We start from the raw sequence: 20,577 nt of genomic DNA, 5'->3' as shown, positions 1-20,577 counted from the left end.
CCTGCCATGTTAAGTAGAACTGCCTCGGATTTGTACTGGATGTCGCGTTACCTGGAGCGGGCGGAAAACCTCGCACGGATGCTCGACATCAGTTATTCGCTGTCATTGATGCCGCAGGATGGGCGCGGCGATGGTCTGCACGAATTGGCGATGCCCTTGCTGATCACCGGCACGCTGGACGATTACCTGGAGCGCCACGGTCAATTGCACGCCGAGCGCTTGCTGCACTTTTTCGCCCTGGATGCAGCGAACCCGGCCAGCATCTACAGTTGTCTCGGTGCCGCGCGGGCCAGTGCTCACGCAGTACGTGGGCGGATCACCGCCGACATGTGGGAAAACATCAACGCGACCTGGCTGGAGATTCGCGGTATCGCCGAACAGGGCCTCAGTCGCTATGGCATGAGCCGTTTCTGCGAGTGGATCAAAGAACGTTCCCACCTGTTCCGGGGCGCGTGCTACGGCACCATCATGCGTAACGATGCCTTCCGCTTCATTCGCCTGGGGACCTTCATCGAAAGGGCCGACAACACGCTGCGCCTGCTCGATGCCCGCTACGAAATGGCCGGCGATCAGGCCGAGGCGGTCAGCGACGGTACGGCCCACGCGTATTACCAGTGGAGTGCACTGCTGCGGGCCTTGTCGTCGTTTGAGGCGTACACCGAAATTTACCGCGACGCGCCTGGCGCGAGGCACGTCGCCGAGCTGTTGCTGCTGCGTGCCGACGTACCGCGCTCGCTGCGTGCCTGCACTGAAGAAATCGACCAGATCCTCGCCAGTCTGCCGGGAGTCAATGGCCGCCCCGCGCAACGTCTGGCGGCAGAAATGGATGCGCGGCTGCGTTACACCGGCATCAACGAAATTCTCGCCGAAGGCCTGCACGCCTGGCTGATCGAGTTCATCCCGCTGGTGCGCCAGTTGGGCAACGCCATACACAGTTCTTATCTGGAGGCTGCATGAGACTTTCCATTAGCCACGAGACCACCTATCGCTATGAAGATCAGGTGCGGGCAAGCATCCAGTATTTGCGACTGACGCCTCACGACAGCGAGCGTCAGCACGTACTGAGCTGGCAGCTCGACTTGCCACGGCCAGTGCGCGCGCAACTCGATCCGTTTGGCAACATCCTGCATGTGCTGACGATGGACGAGCCCCATGAGGCGATCATCATCGGCGCGCGGGGGCAGGTGGACATCGATGAGTTGCGTGAGGCTGAGCATGAGAGTCAGTCGGCGCTGCCGTTCTTGCGTTTCACTCGACTGACCGAGGTGGATGAAGCGTTACGTGCATTCGCCGAGAAGCAATGTCGCCAACGGCGTGATCGCACAGCGTTGATCGACTTGATGCATGGCCTCAACCAGCACATGACCTACACGCCGGGCTCCACCGAAGTCGACACCAGCGCGGCTCAAGCGTTCGCCGGGCGCGCCGGGGTCTGCCAGGATCACGCCCACGCGTTTCTTGCCTGCACGCGTAGCCTGGGGATTCCAGCGCGGTATGTGTCGGGTTATCTGTACAGCGAAAACAGCGAACACCTGGCCAGTCACGCCTGGGCTGAAGCCTGGCTCGACGACGCGTGGTACAGCTTCGATGTCACCAATGAACTGGCCAGGCCGGAGCGTCATCTGAAACTGGCGGTGGGCCTCGACTATCTCGATGCCTGCCCGGTACGTGGCATGCGCCGTGGCGGTGGCGGGGATCAGATGCACGCCAAAGTGTTCGTCGCGCCAACCCCGGTGATCTCGGTGCAACAGCAGTAATATTGGGGATACCGCATCGCGAGCAAGCTCGCTCCCACAGGATTTCCGGTACACAGGAGATCCAATGTGGGAGCGAGCTTGCTCGCGATGAGGCCCTTACTAACACCGCACCGCTCAAACCATCAGGGCTGCTGCTTACGCCCCGCCATATGCTTCAAATACCCCACCAGCAACGTCAGTTCCTCATCCGACAATACCTGTGTCGAGAACCCCGGCATTTTTGCCTGTGGCCATTGGCGCAAGCTTTGCGGGTCGCGGATATAGCGCTTGAGGAATTCAGCGCCAAAGTATTCGGTAGGGCTGAAGGGGATGTTCAAATCCGGACCAAACTGCGCATCGCCCGCGCCGTTCAGACGGTGGCACGCCAGGCAGTTTTTCTGGAACAACGCATAGCCCAGATTCACCGGGTCATTGGCGGCGAGTGCCGGGTCTGGAAGCAGGGCAGGGAAGCGTACGCCGACCGCCGCCAGGCGTTTGATGCTGGCGACCTGGAATGGCCATTGCTCAGGGCTGATATGGCCGGCTTGAGGGTTGGTCCACACCAGATAAAACGGTCCGGCGCCGGGTTTGCCTTCCGCCAGCGCTGGCCAAGGGTTGGCCGGGTCTTCAATGGCCAGCCACGCCTGTGCGCCCACCGTGTTGAGCAACGGCGCGGCAGCCAGTTCGGCAGCGAAACCGTCCAGGGCCACGGCTTGCAAGTGGTCGTCAGCCTTGATGCCGGTCAACAATGCCGCCAGCGGCACCGCGCGATAACTCATGTTCCTTTTGTAGGAAACATCGTCGGTGATCTGAATCGTCTGGACCTGAGGATGCTTGAGCAACTCCTCGGTTTTCCAGGTTCGGCTGCCGGTGCCCAGGTCGAGCACCAGCTGTGCGGCATACGAGGGCGTGCTGAGCAGCAAGGCCCCAAGCAAAAGTAGAGCTTTCAAGTGATCGCCATCCTGTCGAAGGTATGCCGTAAAGGTTGGCACACGCACGCCGACCCGGATAGCGAGCGAGTCAGTTTTTTAGTGAGGCGTCGTCAACAACCACGCTTGATTATCCGATCACTTTGGTGAGGTTCGGCAAAATCAGTAACAGCGTAGTGGCGAATAAAATGAGCCCGGCTTGACGCACTTTCGAATGTTTGAACATGGCTGTTTGCCTTTTTTTGTTATTTCCTGAGCGTCGAATGCTTGCCTGCATTTCTCCATGACGGCAAAGCGCTGTAGTTCCTTTCTCACGAGCGCCTCGGCAAAACCCGACGACAACCTCGTAAGGTTTACCTTAGGGGCCCCGCAGGCTGTGCTTTAGATCCATTTCGTATCAAGTAAGAGCAAGCTGCTTCTAAAAAGCTATGAGGCATACTGCCAGCTGCTTTACCGGCCTTTTGCTAGACAGTTCGGTGACCTGCATCGATTAATCCGATAGCTCACTACCGTTCGTCTGAGCGTGACCGTCAAGGCCGTTGAGCGCTTCGGTCATTGAATCCGCCGCTGCTGAGCCTAAGGTGAGAACTCACCAACTATTCACCTGCCCAGCGGTACGAGGACGTCATGACCCAAGCTTTGATTTTCGACGCGTTACGTACGCCCCGTGGCCGTGGCAAGGCTGATGGCGCCTTGCACAGCGTCAAACCGGTGAACCTGCTGGCGGGCTTGCTCGGTGCTCTGCAACAGCGGACGCAACTCGACACCCGCGAGGTCGATGACATCGTGATCGGTTGCGTCACGCCGATTGGCGATCAGGGCGCCGATATCGCCAAAACCGCAGCGCTGGTGGCCGACTGGGACGTTAGCGTCGCGGGTGTGCAAATCAACCGCTTCTGCGCATCCGGGCTGGAAGCGGTGAATCTTGGGGCGATGAAAGTCCGTTCCGGCTTTGAGGACCTGGTCGTGGTCGGCGGCGTCGAGTCCATGTCGCGGGTGCCGATGGGCAGCGACGGAGGCGCGTGGGCGCTGGATCCGCAGACCAACCTGCACAGCCATTTCACCCCGCAAGGCGTGGGCGCCGACCTGATCGCCACGATCGAGGGCTTCAGCCGTCAAGACGTCGATACGTACGCGCTGCACTCTCAACAGAAGGCTGCGCGAGCACGGGCGGACGGCTCGTTCAAAAAGTCCCTGGTGGCGGTGCAGGACCAGAACGGTATCGTCCTGCTGGATCATGATGAGTTCATTCGCGTCGAGTCGACGCTGGAAGGTTTGGGCAAGCTCAAGCCGAGCTTCGAGATGATCGGGCAAATGGGCTTCGACGCTACCGCGTTGCGGGTCTACAGCCATGTGGAGCGAATCAATCACGTCCACACGCCCGGCAACAGTTCGGGAATTGTCGACGGCGCGGCGCTGATGTTGATCGGCTCCGAAGCCAAAGGTCGGGCACTGGGTTTGCAGCCACGGGCGCGGATCGTCGCCACGGCGGTCACCAGCACCGATCCGACCATCATGCTCACCGGTCCGGCGCCGGCCACTCGCAAGGCCTTGGCCAGGGCCGGGCTGCGGGTCGAAGACATCGATCTGTTCGAGGTCAACGAAGCGTTCGCCTCGGTGGTGCTCAAGTTCATCAAGGACATGGCCATCGATCCGGCCAAGGTCAACGTCAACGGCGGCTCCATCGCCATGGGCCACCCGCTGGGCGCCACCGGTTGCGCGATTCTCGGCACCTTGCTCGATGAGCTGGAAGTGCGGCAGTTGCGCTACGGCCTGGCGACCCTCTGTGTCGGCGGCGGCATGGGCATTGCCACCATCATCGAACGCCTCTGAGCCTCCGACTTCAAGGAAAATTGCCATGACCGATGCCATTCGTTATGAAAAAGCCCAGGACCAGATCGTCGTCCTGACCATCGACATGCCGGGCCAGAGCGCCAATACCATGAACGCGGTGTACCGCGAGGCGATGGCTGATTGCGTAGCGCGGCTGGTGGCCGACAAGGATTCGATTGCCGGAGTGATCATCACCTCCGCGAAAAAAACCTTCTTTGCCGGCGGCGATCTCAATGAGCTGATCAAGGTCGGCAAGCCTCAAACTAAAGCGTTTTACGACATGGTGCTGACACTCAAGGGCCAGCTTCGGACCCTGGAAACGCTCGGCAAGCCTGTGGTTGCGGCAATCAATGGCGCAGCGCTGGGTGGCGGTTGGGAAATCTGTCTGGCCTGCCATCACCGCATTGCGCTGGACAATTCGTCGGTGCAGATCGGTTTGCCGGAAGTCACGTTGGGGCTGCTGCCGGGTGGCGGCGGTGTGGTGCGCATGGTGCGCCTGCTGGGTCTGGAAAAGGCGCTGCCGTATCTGCTCGAAGGCAAGAAAGTCCGGCCGCAGCAAGCCCTGCAAGCTGGTTTGGTCGATGAGCTGGCGGCGGATCGTGATGAACTGCTGGCCAAGGCACGAGCCTGGATTGTTGCCAATCCAGCGGTCAAACAGCCTTGGGATGTGAGCGGTTACCAGATTCCCGGCGGCACACCGTCGAACCCGAAAGTCGCGCAAATGCTGGCCATCGCGCCGTCGATTTTGCGCAGCAAAACCCAGGGTTGCCTGCCGGCGCCGGAGAAGATTCTCTGCGCTGCGGTTGAGGGCGCTCAGGTCGAGTTCGACACGGCGCAGTTGATCGAAACCCGCTATTTCACCGAGTTGACCACCGGCCAGGTGGCGAAGAACATGATTGGCACCTTCTGGTTTCAGCTCAACGAGATCAACGCTGGCGGCTCGCGACCTGCGGGTTTCGCACCGCACGTGACGAAAAAACTCGGAGTGCTCGGCGCGGGCATGATGGGCGCCGGGATTGCCTATGTCAGTGCCGTGGCCGGTATCGACGTAGTGCTCAAGGACATCAACCTGGCGGCAGCCGAGAAGGGCAAGGCTCATTCGGCAGCACTGCTGGACAAAAAAGTCGCCCGTGGCCAGCTAAGCCCGGAGCAGCGTGACGCCACCCTGGCGCGGATCAAGACCAGCGAGCAGGATGCCGATCTGGCGGGCTGTGACCTGATCATCGAAGCGGTGTTCGAAGACCGCGAGCTGAAAGCCAGGGTCTCGTCCACCGCGCAAAAAATCGTCGGTGCAGACGCGGTCATCGCTTCCAACACCTCGACCTTGCCGATCAGTGGTCTGGCGACCGCCGTGCCGGATCAGTCGAAATTCATCGGCCTGCACTTCTTCAGCCCGGTCGACAAAATGCCGCTGGTGGAAATCATCAAAGGCGCCAATACCAGTGATGAAACCCTGGCCCGTGGTTTCGATTTCGTCCTGCAAATCAAGAAAACCCCGATTGTGGTCAACGACAGCCGTGGCTTCTTCACCTCGCGAGTGTTCGGCACTTTTACCAATGAAGGTATCGCCATGCTCGGCGAAGGCATCTCGGCGCCGATGATCGAAACCGAGGCGCGTAAGGCCGGAATGCCGATTGGTCCGCTGGCGATCTCCGACGAAGTTTCCCTGAGCCTGATGAGCCATATCCGTCAGCAAGCCGCCAAGGACCTGCAAGCGGAAGGTAAACCGCTGCCCGAGCACCCGGCGTTTGCGGTGATCGACCTGCTGCTCAATGAATGCCGGCGTCCCGGCAAAGCCGCGGGTGGCGGTTTCTATGAATACCCGGCCGGTGGACAGAAACATTTGTGGCCAGAGTTGAAAATGCGTTTCGAGAAAGCTGACGGGCAGATATCGCCGCAGGACGTACGCGATCGCTTGCTGTTTGTGCAAGCCATCGAAACCGTGCGCTGTGTGGAGGAGGGCGTGCTGCTGTCGACGGCCGACGCCAACATCGGTTCGATCTTCGGCATTGGCTTCGCCGCCTGGACGGGCGGGGCGTTGCAGTTCATCAACCAATACGGCGTGAAGGATTTTGTCGCCCGTGCCCAATACCTGGCCGAGCAGTACGGCGAGCGCTTTACACCGCCGGCGTTGTTGCTGGAGAAAGCCGCGAAGGGCGCGTTGTTCTGAGGGAGTCGCTCTGACGGATTGGCGGTGCGCACCGGGCTTGCCTTGACCCAGCGTTTCAAGGCAGGCTCTGGGTGTGCACTATCGCCTCTATCGTGTCAGGTATTTTTTATGTCGTTACGCATCTGCATTCTGGAAACCGACATCCTGCGTCCAGAACTGGTCGATCAATATCAGGGTTACGGGCAGATGTTCCAGCGTCTGTTTTCGCAGCAACCCATCGCTGCCGAATTCACTGTCTACAACGTCATGCAGGGCGAATACCCAAGCGATGACCTGAGTTTCGATGCCTATCTGGTGACCGGCAGCAAGGCTGATTCGTTCGGCACCGACCCGTGGATTCAAACCCTCAAGACTTACCTGTTGTCGCGCTATAAGCGCGGCGACAAGCTGCTGGGCGTGTGCTTTGGTCATCAATTGCTGGCGCTGCTGCTGGGTGGAAAAAGCGAGCGCGCGACCCAGGGCTGGGGTGTCGGCACCCACAAATACAAGCTTGCCGCCAAAGCGCCATGGATGAGCCCGGTGCGGGAAGAACTGACACTGCTGATCAGCCACCAGGATCAGGTTACCGCGCTACCGGAAAACGCTACGGTGATCGCTTCCAGCGATTTTTGCCCGTACGCCGCGTATCACATCAACGATCAGGTGCTGTGCTTCCAGGGCCACCCGGAGTTCATTCACGATTACTCGCGGGCGTTGCTGGAAATTCGTCAGCAGCACCTGGGCGAACAGGTCTATCAGAAAGGCATGGAAAGCCTGGCGCAGGAGCACCACGGCACCACCGTTGCCGAGTGGATGATGCGGTTTGTGGCCCACAAACCCGAGACCAAATCCGTTTAAACCCTGAAAGCATTGCGGGCAAGCCACGCTCCCACAGGTACACCTAAACCCTGTGGGAGCGTGGCTTGCCCGCGATCGAGCGCGAAGCGCTCGCCATGCATCCTGCGGTTATAACCAGCCCGACCGCTTGAAGCTCGCCCACAACGCGAAACACCCTACGGTAATAAACACCATTACCCCAAGATAGCCGTAGTGCCAACTCAGCTCCGGCATGTTCTGAAAGTTCATCCCGTAGATCCCCGCCACCGCCGTCGGGAACGCCAGAATTGCCGCCCAGGCTGCAAACTTGCGCTGCACCACGCTTTGTCGAGCCGCTTCCAGCAATACGCCAATCTCGATGGTCTGGCTGGCAATGTCACGTAACGTCGTCAGGTCTTCCATCTGCCGCGTGACATGGATCTGCACATCGCGAAAGTACGGGCGCATGTTCTTGTCGATAAACGGGAAGCTCAGCTTCTGCAGCTCTTCGCTGATTTCCACCATCGGTGCCGCATAACGGCGCAGGCGCAATACGTCGCGACGCAATCCATGAAGGTTCTGAATGTCCTTTTCGTTGAGCGTGCTACACAGCACGTTACGCTCCAGTTCGTCGATCTCGTTATGGATCGCTTCGCCCACTGGCTGATAGTTTGCGATGACGAAATCGAGCAGGGCGTAGAGCACGAAATCTTCGCCGTGCTCAAGCAATAGCGGACGCGCCTCACAGCGTTGGCGCACATGGGCGTAGGACGCCGAGTGGCCATTGCGGCAGGTGATGATGTAGCCCTTGCCGGCAAAGATGTGGGTTTCGATGAACTCCAGTTTGCCCTCATGGCGCACCGGTGAGTACGTGACGATGAACAGCGCATCGCCAAAGGTTTCCAGCTTCGATCGGCTGTGTTTATCCAGGGCGTCTTCAATTGCCAGTTCGTGCAGGCCGAACTGACGTTGCAGGTTGGCCAGCTCCTGGGCGTTCGGCTCTTCAAGGCCGATCCATACAAAGTGACCGGGTTTTGCAGCCCAGGCGGCGCCCTCATCGAGGGTGATATTGGCGACTCTCTTACCGGCACTGTAGACCGCAGACGCAACGACTCTACCCATGATTCTTACCCACTTCTTTTTGGCAAATGGCAGTGACAAAGCAGTATTCAGCTTATCCTGCTCTTAGGTTTGAGAGTCAGCAAAATCGGCGAAGTTCGCCAGCAAAAAGAAGCCCGCACGAGGCGGGCTTGATTCAGGCAGCTTGCAGCTGTCGATCCATTGACTCGATGCACTCGCGCATCTGTTCGCGGCACTGGGCGATCAGCATCGGCATGTCGTCCATGCTCAAACCGGCGGTAGGAATCGCCGGCAGCGAGCGGATCAGAATCTTGCCGCTGCGCCAGCGGTTCAGGCGCATATGGTTGATGTAGCTGCTGACGCACACAGGCACGATCGGCACCCCGGCGGCGATGGCCATCTGGAACGCGCCTTTCTTGAATGGCAGCAACTCTTCACCCAGGTTGCGCGTGCCTTCCGGGAACACCCAAATCGAGGTGTCCTTGTGCCGCAAGGTGTTGGTGGTGGTGAGCATCGACTGTCGAGCCTTGTGCGCATTGCCACGGTCGATCAGCACATTACCCGCCAGCCAGAACAACTGTCCGAACAACGGCACCCACTTCAGGCTTTTCTTGCCGATGCACACGGTGCGGTGCGGCACCACATTGCCCAGCACAAACAGATCGTAGTTGGACTGATGGTTGGCGATCACCACACAGCTTTGGGTCTTGTTTGTCAGCCCATCGACGTCGGTCTTCACCCTCAAACGTAAAATGCACATCGCCGGCCAGGCATAAAGGCGCGCGCACAAACGGCTGTTATCCGGGTTGAATGGTCGGCACAGGCCAAGCACTACACCGAGCAAACCCGCTACAGCAAAATGCAGGCCCATCAATAACATGCGGAACAGATACAGCATCTACAGGCCCACCGGGACAAAAGGTGGCGCAGTGTACGGATGTGCACTGTTTTCGGCAATTGCCGCTATAGAGGTAGGAGATAGGCGATGTTTAAGCGCATGTTTCAGACTGATAGCGTCAGATGCGGAGTAGAGCGGCTGAAGGACTCTAAACAGATCAGGCAAGAAAAAGCCCGACTCGGCGGTCGGGCTTTTCGTCGCAGCGCTTTCGGGATTAAACCAAGTGTTCCTGATCCTGGATGATCGCGTTGTCCAGCGTCTCCAGCAGGGCCTTGCGTACTTTGAGCTTGGTGTTCTTGTGCGCGGTCATGTTGATCTTCTTCAACTGACGCGCCATGGCCAGGGCTGCACCTTGCAGTTCTTCGGCAGAAACGACCTTGTCGAGGAAGCCAGCATCCACAGCGCTCTGCGGATCGAACATCTCAGCGTTGATCACCGAACGGTGGAACGCCGACTTGCGCAGACGATCACGGGCCAGCTCGATGCCGGCGTGGTGCATGGTCATGCCGATCTGCACTTCGTTCAGGCCAATGCTGAACGGGCCGTCGACACCAATCCGGTAATCAGCCGACAACAGAATGAACGCACCCTTGGCCACTGCATGTCCAGGGCACGCGACGATCACCGGGAAAGGGTGCGACAACAGACGACGGGCGAGGGTCGAACCGGCAGTCACCAGGCTCACTGCTTCTTTAGGGCCGGCCGTCATCACCTTCAAGTCATAACCGCCCGACAGAATGCCCGGCTGACCGGTGATGATCACTACCGCACGATCCGTCACCGCCTGATCCAGCGCAGCATTAAACGCGGCAATCACGTCCGGCGAGATGGCATTGACCTTGCCATTGCTCAAGGTCAGGGTCGCGATACCGTCTTCGAGGTGGTAGGAAATCAACTCACTCATGACGCTATTCCTTGTATTGAAGTGGGGCAGACGTTACCCACCGCCGTAGGCCAGGTAAAGCGCCATGACTGACCGGCCAGTCAGCCAATTCGCGCCCGCCCAGCGTAGCCGGCCATACGTACCGCGCATTGCCCTCTATATAGAAACATTCACCCGGCCGAAGATTGGCAGGTTTGCCATGCTTCGAAACCCGCCCGAATGCGCAAATCGCTTAACCGCATGAAAATTCTGAAAAAAATATTTGCCATCGGAAAAGCTTTCGACTACATTAGCGCGCCTCGACAGACAGAACATGTTTGAAGAGATACGGTGAAGTGTCCGAGTGGCTTAAGGAGCACGCCTGGAAAGTGTGTATACAAGAAATTGTATCGAGAGTTCGAATCTCTCCTTCACCGCCACATTAAGTAAACACAAACCCCTGATTTTCCTAGAGAAAGTTGGGGGTTTGTGGTTTTTGGCGTCTGAAAAAGGTCGATATGGGAACGATATGGGAACGCGGGTGGCTTTTTTTGCCCTGTTAGCTTTCTCGAAAAACACTTGAGTGCGCCTTGAAAAGTGCTTGGTATGCCCCTATTCAATGCGTTGCTGATGGCATTTCGCTGTTACGCATAATTGATATGGAAGTGGTTATGGCATGGTATCGGGACAACACTATTGTTAAGCGAACGGACGAAATGTACGCTGGCAAGTACGATCAGGTCTGGAAACCAGGTAATAATCCTGATTATCCGGGGATCTACAAGTGTCAAAAGTGCGGGTTTGAGGATGTAATTAATCGTGAGTGCGATTCATTGCCACCTTGCAGTAACTGCGAACGTGGACCTATGGAGTGGAAACTTGTTGTCCGGGCTATGGATGCTGGAAAATAGATTGTAATTCGTTATCTGATCCATTGATTTTTGAGCTGAGTTAACGTTGCAGTTTGTTCGCGTACTTGCCCATCCTCGATGTAAAAAGCCGTTACCCCTACTTGGAGCAACGGCTTTTTTAGCCGATCACTTGGGCAAAATGCGAAGGGGATAATCGCCGGTGAGCTTGGTTAGTCACCGTTCTGCGAGGAGTTCCCCCCCCCCGCTCTATGTGCAGTAGCAGTGGGCTACAGATTTAGGGCGTGTTGCAGGATTCCGACGACGTCGGGCCCATCCTCATTAATCCAAGTCCCATAATGCTGTCGGATCATATTTCCATTCGTATGCCCCATCTGCTCCGCAATCCAGTCAACCGAAGCCACTCCCGTCGTCAATAGCTGACTGGCGTACGTATGCCGGCACTGCCCCGGCCCCCGATACCTCACCCCAGCCGCGTTCAAGTGAGCCTTGAAAAACCGGTCCCGCACGACAAAATCACTGACATGCGGCAGACCGCTTTGGCTATTCAGGAAGACGAAGTGCAGTTTGTGCTGCCGCACTGTCTTGTTGTCCCGTTCAACGATATCGACCGTCTCTGCGTTCTTGTCCTGGTTGATCGCGTTGATCTTGCGTAATGCATCCCATGCCGGCGCCAGTAGCCGCACCTTTCGCGTCGAACGCCGGGTTTTCGTTACCCGGTACGCCCCTCGCACCTTGGATCGGCGGAACGTCACCGTTCCTTGCTGCAAGTCGACATCCTCCCAGGCCAGGGCAATGGTTTCTGATACCCGTGGCCCGGCCCATACAGTCCCGAAGCGTTCGCCAACCTGCTGATGTGCGATTTTGTCGACGATGGGGCGAGCATCTTCCCGCTGGCGTTGTTGCAGTCCTGCATGGTCGACAGCTGGGTCGAGTGGGCCGAGGACTACAAACCGTTTGCTATGCGGCCGTTCGGCGACCGGCAGGTTTGGATTGGCTACGACCCGGCCGAGACGGGCGACTGTTCGGGGCCGGTGGTGGTCGCGCCACCGCTGGTACCGGGCGGCAAATTCCGCGTGCTCGAGCGCCATCAGTTCCGGGGCATGGACTTCGCCGCGCAGGCCGCGTTTATCAAAAGCGTCTGCGACCGCTACTGGATGACGTACATCGGGATCGATGTCACCGGCTTGGGCAGCGGCGTGGCTCAGCTGGTGCGCCAGTTCTTCCCGGCCGTCACCACCTTCAGCTATTCGCCTGAAGTGAAAACCCGCCTGGTGCTCAAGGCTTACGACGTGATCCACAAAGGCCGTCTGGAATTCGATGTCGGCTGGACCGACATGGCACAGTCGCTGATGGCGATCCGCAAGACAATCACCGCTGGCGGACGCCAGTACACCTACACCGCAGGGCGCAACGACAACACCGGCCACGCCGATCTGGCGTGGGCGCTCTTTCACGCATTGCACAACGAACCGCTTGAGGGGCAGACCGCTGCCAATACCGGGCGGATGGAGATTTTTACATGACCGAACAGCACGCCAATCAGGCTCTGGTGCCCGCAGCCACCGAAACACCGCCAGTTAGCCAGGGCACGTAGGTGTTCAGCCTCGGTGAGCCGTCGCCGGTGTTGGGTGGCCGGGAGGTGTTCGACTACCTGGAGTGCTGGTTCAACGGCCGCTGGTACGAACCACCGCTGTCGCTGGATGGCCTGGCCCGTTCGGTTGGGGCGAGTGTGCATCTGCACTCAGGCTTGATGTTCAAGCGCAACCTTTTGAGCAAGACCTTCATCCCGCATCCGCTGTTGTCGCGGGCGGCGTTCGAACAGTTCGCCCTGGATTTCCTGTGCCTGAGCAATGGTTACCTTGAGGGGCGACGCTCAATGCTGGGGGGCATCCGGCAACTGGTACCGCCGCTGGCGAAGTACATGCGCGTCGGGCCGGACAGTCAGTACTACCAGGTGCAAGGATGGAAAAATGAGCATGTCTTTGAGCCGGGCAGCATCTTTCATCTGCGCGAGGCAGATCTGCACCAGGAGATTTACGGGCTGCCGGAGTGGATCAGTGCGTTGCAGTCGGCCTTGCTCAATGAGTCCGCGACGCTGTTCCGTCGCAAGTACTACGAGAACGGGAGTCATGCCGGCTTCATCCTGCACATGACGGATGCCGCGCAGGCGGAGACCGATATTGATGCGCTGCGCAAGGCGCTCAAGGACTCCAAAGGGCCGGGGAATTTTCGCAATCTGTTTGTGTACTCGCCAACTGGAAAGAAGGACGGGATTCAATTGATTCCGGTCAGTGAGGTGGCGGCGAAGGATGAATTCAACTCGATCAAGAATCAGACCCGTGATGACGTTCTGGCCAGCCTGCGGATACCGCCGCAGTTTATGGGGATTGTTCCGCAGAACGCTGGGGGATTTGGATCGATCCGCGAGGCGGCGCAGATCTATGCGGCGAACGAGTTGGAGCCGATTCAGACGCGGATGCTGCACTTAAATGACTGGGTGGGGGAGGAAGTTGTTAAGTTTAAACAATATGAGTTGGCCGGATTGTAAGTGCCTTTAGTTTGGATTGGGGGAGTGCCTGCACGATTAAAAAAACGGCAGGCAAGCGAGGTTTAAGTTGTTTCTAATGATAGTAGTTTTGATGTCGTATGTAATTTATTAAGTTCGTTGGTCCACAGTGTTGCGTTCTCTAACCCTTGTTTCAATTCTGCGTAGACTTCTGAATCATGCAGAATGGTTGACGCTGTTGCCGAGTAAGATGCTTCAGGTTGGCACTCGGTTAGGAGTTGGGTTACAAGTGACATGAGCGTGTTGCGGCGGCGGGTGCTTGGGTTGGCTAAATACGACTCTAGCTTTTCAGTCGCAAGTTCGATGGACTGCTGTATGTCTTCGCCAATTTCGAGTCTGACTTTGATTATTCGAGTATAGTTATTTAGGTCGATGGCATGTATTGTGTTTTTTGCTAGCTCTGATTTTGGCTGCAATCGGTAGTGCTTGAGCTTGAAATGATGTGTTGGATTCGTGGTATAAGGGTTGATGATAGGATCTGCTACAACATCGTGAGAGCCCTTTGTACCGTTGCATCTTTTACAAGAGGGAAGTAGGTTGTTCCAAGATAGGACTTCCGATGGGTAACGATCCTTATTTAAGAAGTGCTCAACCTCTACATATTTTGACTCGATGGTTAGATTGCATTCGCAGTATGCGCATTTGTTGTGGCTTGTTTGTAGTAGAGCAAGTTTTAAAGGGTCGATATTCCAAACATTTTTTCCGGTGCTTTTAAACTCGATTGTAAGTCTAGATACTTCTGATGGTGTTAGGCAAAGTGGAGTGAAGGCGCGTTCAAGCTTTATCATCTTCACCCCCATTAATAGACGCAAGTTGTATGCGCAAAAGCTTCCTGCTAGGGTTTGTAGGGTGAAGGGCTGCGTCTAGTTTTTTGAAGTGCTCTTTTGCAGATGCTAAATCATCATTGTCTATAGCCTGACCAAAATTAGCTATAAGATCTATAAAGTATTGTGATCTTGTATCATTCATCCCCATCAGATCAGTTAAAACTTCGTCAAGCGTCCATCCTTTGAAACCTTCACTCGAGGAAGGTAGAACTCTTTGATGTGTAGCACCGTCGGTATGTTCTAACGCAATTATCTGACTGCTGTCGGCTGCTTGAATAATGTGCGGGCTGTGTGTCGTTACAATGAACTGTGCTGAAGGGAATATTGATGTAAGTGTAATGGCGATCAGAGACTGCCATTCAGGGTGTAGGTGAAGCTCAAGCTCGTCTATTAATATAATTCCATTGTAGTCTTTTGCGGAAGTTCTTGGCTCTGTAAATCGGTATTCGATTTCTTTTATTATTCCGAATAGTATGGAAATGCAAGACTTAAATCCGGATGATAAATACTCGTAGTGAATTTCTCCGTTTGGAGTATTTAGCATGATATCATTGCTAGAGCCATCTACTCTGGCGAACGAATAGTCTTTGTTTAGTGCGGAGAAACACTGTTTTGCGAGTGCGTAGTTATCAAGTTGTGTTTGTGATAGCGTGTTTTCATGTTTTGAGTATAAAAAACGAAATACGAACCAGTTTTTTATATCGTGGGTAGGGACCCCACTTTTACTATCCTCCCACATTTGTTGGTCGTTTTTTACGGCGTCTCTGGCGATGGAGTTTAAAGCTGTGTAATCAAAAATTCTATTTGTTTTCGAGAATAATAGATATTTTGTATGCTCGGCTTTGCTGTCCCAAAAAAAATCAAGCTGCGCTGAGGGGTCGTAGCGAGTAACGGTGGCCGCCCTTTCAAACTCAATACCATCATGGATTAAAGTGCTTCTAAGGCTTCCTGATTCGTAAGAAACATGTTTTGTAAGTCTACTTCCTGCTCCGCGAGCAAATAAGAGTGCAATTGAATCAAGTATTGTGCTTTTCCCTACTCCGTTTGGGCCGCATATTATATTCATGTTTGGGTTGAATGTTAGTTCGATATTTCGTATGCCGCCAATTGCATCAATCACGAGCCTGCTTATTTTCATGTTTTTTTCTCTTGGTAATCCGTGTTCAAGGTTGTATGAAGTTCGTTTGCCAGCGGGCGGAGACGGTATTTAGTTTTATATGACGACTCCTCCAAACCAAGGCTAAATGACTCGTCACACTTGACGATTAGGAGTTACTCGATTTCCGTTTTTAGGGGCATGGGTTAGCTCAGTCTGCATTCGGCGCTCCTTGCTCACAACAATCTTAATCACGAATGTACCATTCCAAACAAAAAGCGGCACGCCTACAGCAGCGGGCTCTGCTGTTTTCGCTTTGCTTTGGTGGAGAGATACATCATCGCTGTGCACCTGGCGCGCGCCGTCGTCCCCCCACCTCGCCTGCGGGCTAAATAGGTCTTTTTTTCTGCATTGCTGCACCAGGCTGAACGCGGCCAAGGCGGGGCGCTGCCGTGGTGATCGTGATAGGTGAAAAGCCTGCGAATCCCTGCGAGGGGGTAGGTAAAAGCGGTGGAGGTCACCACGGTGGAGCTGGTAGCTCTGTGCAGGTCTACCAAGTGAGTACCGATTTTCAGGAACGCAATCGGAAAAAGGTAATGCAGTAATTCGAGAGCAGCGGCTTCCCTAAAAGCCCCGTATTTATTGGCTTTTCTGGATTACTTCAGAAGGTAATTTAGAGTAATAAAAAGGGTAATGTGAGCTTAAGTGGTTGACTTATAAGGGGGCATTGAAAGAAAAAATTACCTTACTAAAAAGTAATTATCTTACTTCTACATTACTTAAAAATTACCTTGCTCGTTGTCTTCGAAAGCCAATGAAATCAAGCCCTTGAGGCCGATTGATGCAGCGTATTACCCAAATTACTCGTTTCCGATGTCGCTCCCGAAAATCACGGAAACGCCTAAGGGCCGGTGCCGCCACTTTTCCCGCATACATTCATGGGAACGCGATGGGAACGTTCTCGCACAGGCAGATGCGCTGGAGCCCTTGTAAATCGGGGGTGATGGTGCGCGAAACAGGGGGGCGGGCGCTTTCGAATCTCTCCTTCACCGCCAAATTCGATACACACAAAACCCCTGATTTCGAAAGAAGTCAGGGGTTTTGTGGTTTCTGGCGTCTGAAAAAGTCAGTTGTGCCAGGGAAAAAATTTCTCTAGCATCCCGCTATGGCTACCCTTCATAGCGAACGAAACTGGAAAATAAAAATCTATCCCGACGACCACGCGCCGCCGCACTTTCACGTGCAAACGCCAGATGGTGAGTCATTGGTTCAGATAGAAGGGCTCGTGGTTTTAGGCAAAGGAGCTGAATCCAAAGCCTTGAAAGCAGCCCTGCATTGGGCAAGAACACATACTGCCGATCTCTGGCGAGTATGGAATGAGCAAAACCGGAGGTACTGACTTATGACCAGCAAGCTGCGTATTTCTGCTGTGCAACCAGTTGCCGGCAAACATGCCCTTAACATCGAGTGGAGCAACGGCAAGCGGCATACGGTTGATGTCACCGAACACATCCAGGCGTTCCCAGTGCTCAAGCCGTTGCGGGACCTGACGCTATTCAGTCGGGTCGCAGTAGGCGAGTGGGGATTTGATGTGACGTGGGGTGATGACATCGAGCTCTCCGCCACAACATTGCATCGCATGGCACTGGAGCAATCTGGAGAGGTTATGCCGACCCGTGATTTCAAACGGTGGATGCTGAGTAACAATCTCTCGTTATCGGCGGCAGCTGTTGAGCTGGGGTTCACTCGCCGAACCATCACCGCGTACAGCAGCGGTGCAGCACTGATTCCAAAGCATGTGGGGCTGGCGTGTAAGGGGTGGGAATACGAGCACAAGGAACGCAGGGAGAATTGCGTTTAGATTTCGCAGCAGACTCACAGGAGGGGAAGACTTAATAATCTTCCCCTTTCATTTGTCCGTTAGAAAGGCGACCCAAAGTCGCCTTTTTCGTTATGACGGAAGTTTATCCAAGCGCCGCCCAATGACATCGAGCACATCGCAACCGTCGCGCAGAGGAATAGCGCAAAGCAGTGCGAAGTCGTTAAGGATCACTGAGTCGCTAGCGATTTCACCGCGCATTGCTAGATTTTCAAGAACTTGAGTAACGGCGCGGATTCGGTAGCCGGCTGCGTCGAGCAAAATGTGCAAGGGTGCCGTGGTATCGACGAAGAGGGTGGGTTGGTCGTCTGCGTTGCTGGTGAGTGCCATGTATTGATTCATGCGTGGAGCTCCATTTGATTAGGAAGAGCTGCCACTCAATCGTCGCCAAACGAAAAGGTGGCAGCTATACGCAGGTTGGCGAACCGGGACAAATGGTAAAACCGGCAGACCCGAAGGTCTCCCACGCACAGCCGCCATAGAGCAGCATATTGCGCGCAGAAGCGCTCTGCAAACTAACCGAGAGGCTTCTGCACATTTGTCGTCGAGTCGCCAAACCCGAGCCGCCATGTGGGCGACGGGCGGACTATAAGCTTCATGCTCAAAGTGGTGCAATGTGTGAAGGGGGCGAGACTTCTGACAGTGATGTAGGAGCACGCTGATGTGGGGGCAGGAACGGCAAAATCACTATTTTTACTTCCGTTGAGTGGCGAAAAGAAGGCGGATCTATTTTTAGAGATTGCCCCGTCCTCTTTCTTTGTTCGTTCGAATCGCTACGGGTACTGGTTCCGATCTGGCTGATTATCAACCGGTAAAGTCAGCATGCTGTAGCCTAAGATGACGCCACGATGAAACCGAGTTTCATATGACCCCTGAAGAAATTGCCATTGAAGAGGCAGCCCTTGAGTTTGCAAAAGCGAATCGGACGTCGCTTGCCAGAACAATTGCTGACACGAATATTTTTGCAGCGGAAGCCTCTCCGCTCACCGTTTTCATGGCTGGATCACCTGGGGCAGGGAAAAACAGAGATTTCCAAGGCGATGGTCGAAACCTTGGAAGAAGGGATTCCAGGTGTGCCTGCGCAGAGAGTTTTACGCATTGATCCTGACGATTTCAGGTGCTTGATTCCTGGGTATGCTGGCGGTAACTCATTTCTTTATCAGAGTGCGGTCACCAAAATCCTGGAGAGGGTGCTTGATCGGGCGTTCAACAAGCACCTGTCATTTCTTCTTGATGGGACCTTAGCCAATATTGACGTGGCAAGACGGAACATCGACAGGGTCCTGAGAAATCAACGAGTAGCTCAGGTGATCTATGTTTATCAACGGCCTGAGCTAGCTTGGCAGTTTGTTAAAGCTCGAGAGATCACTGAGGGGCGTAATATTCCAATGGATGCATTCGTCAGCCAGTATTTGGCTGCGCGCAGAAATATTGTGGAGCTGAGGAGATCTTACGGTGAACATTTTTCTGTGGATTTGATCATAAAAAATACGGATCGTACGGCTATGGCCTTCGAGGGCGACGTTTCCGTAGAGCAAATTGACGCTTTGATTCCTGAGACCTATGATCAAAAAGAGCTCGTTGAGCTATTAACCGAGGTGGAACAATCATGAGTGCCGTTAAGGCCGGCAAAAGAAGCCCATTGGCTGATTTTTTCTCCAACGCTTCTGCGGAAACGAAGCGAGGAGTGTTTGAAGAAGTGATCAGCAAGGCTATCGCTTCTCAGCTAGAAGTCATAGAAAGGGCTGAAGCGATCAAAAAGACGCGGAAATCGTCGAAGGCACCCGTATAACAATATTTCCTCGATTCCGAAGCCCAGCCTAGTGCTGGGCTTTTTCATTTGATCGCTACAGGAGCTTCCGAAATTGCTGTAGGGCAAATGATGGCGGTGTGGGAAGCCACGCTGCAAAGCCAGGTGCTTGAGCGTTTTCATTGGTTCAGCGCTTCACACGAAACAAGTCCGGAAGGGGTATTCATTTCACACCTTTAGGGTAGAAAATGAATCCAAGCGCAGCGCCCCCGACGCAATCTGCCACCTGAAAGGACGAACGTTATGCAGGAGCTGACCATGCAACAGGCCGAGCTGGAAAAGATTCACGTGGAAATCGTCAAGCTGATGGCTGAGCAGCGCAAGCTGAACGCCGAGGCGGGCAAGATGACCCGTGAAACTTTTTGGTATCCGGTTGCCGTTGCGACTGGCCTGATCGGTACGGTGGCTGCGGTCACCGCGGTGTTGATCAAGCTTCTCTAAAAGCCCCTTGCCGGTTTCCCGGCAAGGGGCTGGGCTGTCACCGGTTCATTCGCCTTTGATCGGCACGATCTTTTCCGGTTTTATGGCTTCAGGTTTTTTCGGCAGCGATATGCTCAACACACCGTTGCTGAATTTGGCTTCAATCTTGTCGGCATCGACGCCTTTTGGCAGGTTGAACACCCGTTCGAAGGATCCATAGTGACGCTCGGAAAGGTGATATCCCTTTCTATTCTCTTCCTTGTCTTCCCTCTTTTCGCCTTTGATGATCAGGCTACCGTCGGACAGTTTGATCTCGATGTCCTTCTGATCCATGCCGGGTAATTCGGCAGTGATCTCGAAGCTTTTTTCCTTCTCGGCAATATCGACGGCAGGTAGCCCGCGACCGATAAATTCCCGTCGCCAGAACGGCTCGACGTCAAACAGCCTGCGGCTGAACGGCGACAATCCCGAGCCTCGATTGAAGTCCTCGAACAGGTGATCGACCTGTTGCCGCAGTTTTTCCAGAGGGCGCCAAAGGTCAGTCGTTACCGGGGGCTGACTGGCTTTGTCTTCGGTATGAATCGGCATTTTCTTCACGGAGTTGGCCATTTTCACCTCTCCTCTTGGTAATGACCGGAGGTGGGCTGCGAGCATCCCGGACGCCTGCCCACTTCAAAAAAATATACCGTCTTACCGGGCCCTACAAGGCCGGTTTTCCCAACCGCACACTCCGAAACGGTCTAACAGACGACTACTCAAGGCGTAGACTGAAACTGCCGTCACCCCTGCCAAGTGGTTTGAGGG

19 protein-coding genes, 1 tRNA gene and 2 pseudogenes are annotated in these 20,577 nt (G+C 55.1%); 13 read left to right on the top strand and 9 right to left on the bottom strand.

Going from position 1 to position 20,577, the window contains the following annotated elements:
• Positions 1-6 precede the first annotated feature (6 nt).
• Both AC1DIG_RS17505 and AC1DIG_RS17500 read left to right on the top strand, forming a co-directional pair.
• Positions 7-957, top strand: a complete 951-nt coding sequence (locus AC1DIG_RS17505; RefSeq protein ID WP_477768309.1) for an alpha-E domain-containing protein — start codon at positions 7-9, stop codon at positions 955-957.
• Positions 954-1,757, top strand: a complete 804-nt coding sequence (locus AC1DIG_RS17500; protein WP_477768308.1) for a transglutaminase family protein — start codon at positions 954-956, stop codon at positions 1,755-1,757. Before AC1DIG_RS17505 ends, AC1DIG_RS17500 begins: the two co-directional genes overlap by 4 nt.
• A 122-nt stretch (positions 1,758-1,879) precedes the next feature.
• Here the strand turns inward: AC1DIG_RS17500 and AC1DIG_RS17495 are convergent, their stop codons facing one another.
• Complete coding sequence (locus AC1DIG_RS17495; RefSeq protein ID WP_145015418.1) at positions 1,880-2,686, bottom strand: c-type cytochrome; 807 nt, start codon at positions 2,684-2,686, stop codon at positions 1,880-1,882.
• A 606-nt stretch (positions 2,687-3,292) separates the two neighbouring features.
• Here AC1DIG_RS17495 and AC1DIG_RS17490 point away from each other — a divergent pair.
• From AC1DIG_RS17490 to AC1DIG_RS17480, 3 genes are all read left to right on the top strand, one after another.
• The gene (locus AC1DIG_RS17490; protein WP_477768307.1) at positions 3,293-4,498 is read left to right on the top strand and encodes an acetyl-CoA C-acetyltransferase; all 1,206 of its coding nucleotides are present in this window, start codon (positions 3,293-3,295) and stop codon (positions 4,496-4,498) included.
• A gap of 25 nt (positions 4,499-4,523) precedes the next feature.
• A complete protein-coding gene (locus AC1DIG_RS17485) occupies positions 4,524-6,668 on the top strand; it encodes a 3-hydroxyacyl-CoA dehydrogenase NAD-binding domain-containing protein (protein WP_477768306.1) in 2,145 nt (714 codons plus the stop codon).
• A 108-nt stretch (positions 6,669-6,776) separates the two neighbouring features.
• On the top strand, positions 6,777-7,505 hold the full coding sequence (locus AC1DIG_RS17480; RefSeq protein ID WP_477768305.1) for an amidotransferase: 729 nt from the start codon (positions 6,777-6,779) through the stop codon (positions 7,503-7,505).
• A 108-nt stretch (positions 7,506-7,613) separates the two neighbouring features.
• Here AC1DIG_RS17480 and AC1DIG_RS17475 read toward each other — a convergent pair whose 3' ends face one another.
• The 3 genes from AC1DIG_RS17475 to AC1DIG_RS17465 all read right to left on the bottom strand — a co-directional run bounded on the left by AC1DIG_RS17475 (position 7,614) and on the right by AC1DIG_RS17465 (position 10,345).
• A complete protein-coding gene (locus AC1DIG_RS17475) occupies positions 7,614-8,585 on the bottom strand; it encodes a magnesium and cobalt transport protein CorA (protein ID WP_477768304.1) in 972 nt (323 codons plus the stop codon).
• A gap of 133 nt (positions 8,586-8,718) precedes the next feature.
• Positions 8,719-9,441, bottom strand: a complete 723-nt coding sequence (locus AC1DIG_RS17470) for a 1-acylglycerol-3-phosphate O-acyltransferase (RefSeq protein ID WP_477768303.1) — start codon at positions 9,439-9,441, stop codon at positions 8,719-8,721.
• A 214-nt stretch (positions 9,442-9,655) separates the two neighbouring features.
• The gene (locus AC1DIG_RS17465) at positions 9,656-10,345 is read right to left on the bottom strand and encodes a crotonase/enoyl-CoA hydratase family protein (RefSeq protein ID WP_123425589.1); all 690 of its coding nucleotides are present in this window, start codon (positions 10,343-10,345) and stop codon (positions 9,656-9,658) included.
• Between the two features lie 308 nt (positions 10,346-10,653).
• On the opposite strand from AC1DIG_RS17465, the gene AC1DIG_RS17460 reads away from it, so the two are divergent.
• Positions 10,654-10,743, top strand: a tRNA-Ser gene (locus AC1DIG_RS17460).
• A gap of 698 nt (positions 10,744-11,441) precedes the next feature.
• Here the strand turns inward: AC1DIG_RS17460 and AC1DIG_RS17455 are convergent.
• Positions 11,442-11,999 (bottom strand): annotated as a pseudogene (locus AC1DIG_RS17455) (tyrosine-type recombinase/integrase); the annotation flags it as partial.
• On the opposite strand from AC1DIG_RS17455, the pseudogene AC1DIG_RS17450 reads away from it, so the two are divergent.
• A pseudogene (locus tag AC1DIG_RS17450) lies at positions 11,997-12,698 on the top strand (phage terminase large subunit family protein); the annotation flags it as partial. The pseudogenes AC1DIG_RS17455 and AC1DIG_RS17450 sit on opposite strands and share 3 nt — an antisense overlap.
• A 71-nt stretch (positions 12,699-12,769) precedes the next feature.
• On the top strand, positions 12,770-13,723 hold the full coding sequence (locus AC1DIG_RS17445; protein WP_477768302.1) for a phage portal protein: 954 nt from the start codon (positions 12,770-12,772) through the stop codon (positions 13,721-13,723).
• Positions 13,724-13,785: 62 nt separating this feature from the next.
• On the opposite strand, the gene AC1DIG_RS17440 is transcribed toward AC1DIG_RS17445, so the two are convergent.
• Both AC1DIG_RS17440 and AC1DIG_RS17435 read right to left on the bottom strand, forming a co-directional pair.
• On the bottom strand, positions 13,786-14,529 hold the full coding sequence (locus AC1DIG_RS17440; RefSeq protein ID WP_477768301.1) for an HNH endonuclease family protein: 744 nt from the start codon (positions 14,527-14,529) through the stop codon (positions 13,786-13,788).
• Positions 14,516-15,706 (bottom strand): AAA family ATPase, encoded by a 1,191-nt coding sequence (locus AC1DIG_RS17435; protein WP_477768300.1) that lies wholly within the window; start codon positions 15,704-15,706, stop codon positions 14,516-14,518. The genes AC1DIG_RS17440 and AC1DIG_RS17435 overlap by 14 nt, the downstream gene beginning before the upstream one ends.
• Positions 15,707-16,829: 1,123 nt before the next feature.
• Here AC1DIG_RS17435 and AC1DIG_RS17430 point away from each other — a divergent pair.
• A complete protein-coding gene (locus tag AC1DIG_RS17430; protein WP_477768299.1) occupies positions 16,830-17,063 on the top strand; it encodes a DUF4160 domain-containing protein in 234 nt (77 codons plus the stop codon).
• A gap of 3 nt (positions 17,064-17,066) precedes the next feature.
• The gene (locus AC1DIG_RS17425) at positions 17,067-17,525 is read left to right on the top strand and encodes a DUF2442 domain-containing protein (protein ID WP_477768298.1); all 459 of its coding nucleotides are present in this window, start codon (positions 17,067-17,069) and stop codon (positions 17,523-17,525) included.
• A 90-nt stretch (positions 17,526-17,615) separates the two neighbouring features.
• Here the strand turns inward: AC1DIG_RS17425 and AC1DIG_RS17420 are convergent, their stop codons facing one another.
• Positions 17,616-17,885, bottom strand: a complete 270-nt coding sequence (locus AC1DIG_RS17420; RefSeq protein WP_477768297.1) for a short-chain dehydrogenase — start codon at positions 17,883-17,885, stop codon at positions 17,616-17,618.
• Between the two features lie 560 nt (positions 17,886-18,445).
• On the opposite strand from AC1DIG_RS17420, the gene AC1DIG_RS17415 reads away from it, so the two are divergent.
• The 3 genes from AC1DIG_RS17415 to AC1DIG_RS17405 all read left to right on the top strand — a co-directional run bounded on the left by AC1DIG_RS17415 (position 18,446) and on the right by AC1DIG_RS17405 (position 19,794).
• Positions 18,446-19,156 (top strand): zeta toxin family protein, encoded by a 711-nt coding sequence (locus AC1DIG_RS17415; protein ID WP_477768296.1) that lies wholly within the window; start codon positions 18,446-18,448, stop codon positions 19,154-19,156.
• Positions 19,153-19,335, top strand: coding sequence for a hypothetical protein (locus AC1DIG_RS17410; protein ID WP_477768295.1), 183 nt, complete (start codon positions 19,153-19,155; stop codon positions 19,333-19,335). Before AC1DIG_RS17415 ends, AC1DIG_RS17410 begins: the two co-directional genes overlap by 4 nt.
• Positions 19,336-19,611: 276 nt before the next feature.
• On the top strand, positions 19,612-19,794 hold the full coding sequence (locus AC1DIG_RS17405; protein WP_216745085.1) for a hypothetical protein: 183 nt from the start codon (positions 19,612-19,614) through the stop codon (positions 19,792-19,794).
• A 45-nt stretch (positions 19,795-19,839) separates the two neighbouring features.
• Here the strand turns inward: AC1DIG_RS17405 and AC1DIG_RS17400 are convergent, their stop codons facing one another.
• Positions 19,840-20,382 (bottom strand): Hsp20/alpha crystallin family protein, encoded by a 543-nt coding sequence (locus AC1DIG_RS17400; RefSeq protein WP_477768294.1) that lies wholly within the window; start codon positions 20,380-20,382, stop codon positions 19,840-19,842.
• Between the last annotated feature and the right edge of the window lie 195 nt (positions 20,383-20,577).

This window comes from Pseudomonas sp. 05N431 (assembly GCF_056397005.1).
The sequence above is the reverse complement of the archived record's forward strand: the minus strand, read 5'-3'. Positions and strand labels throughout refer to the sequence as shown.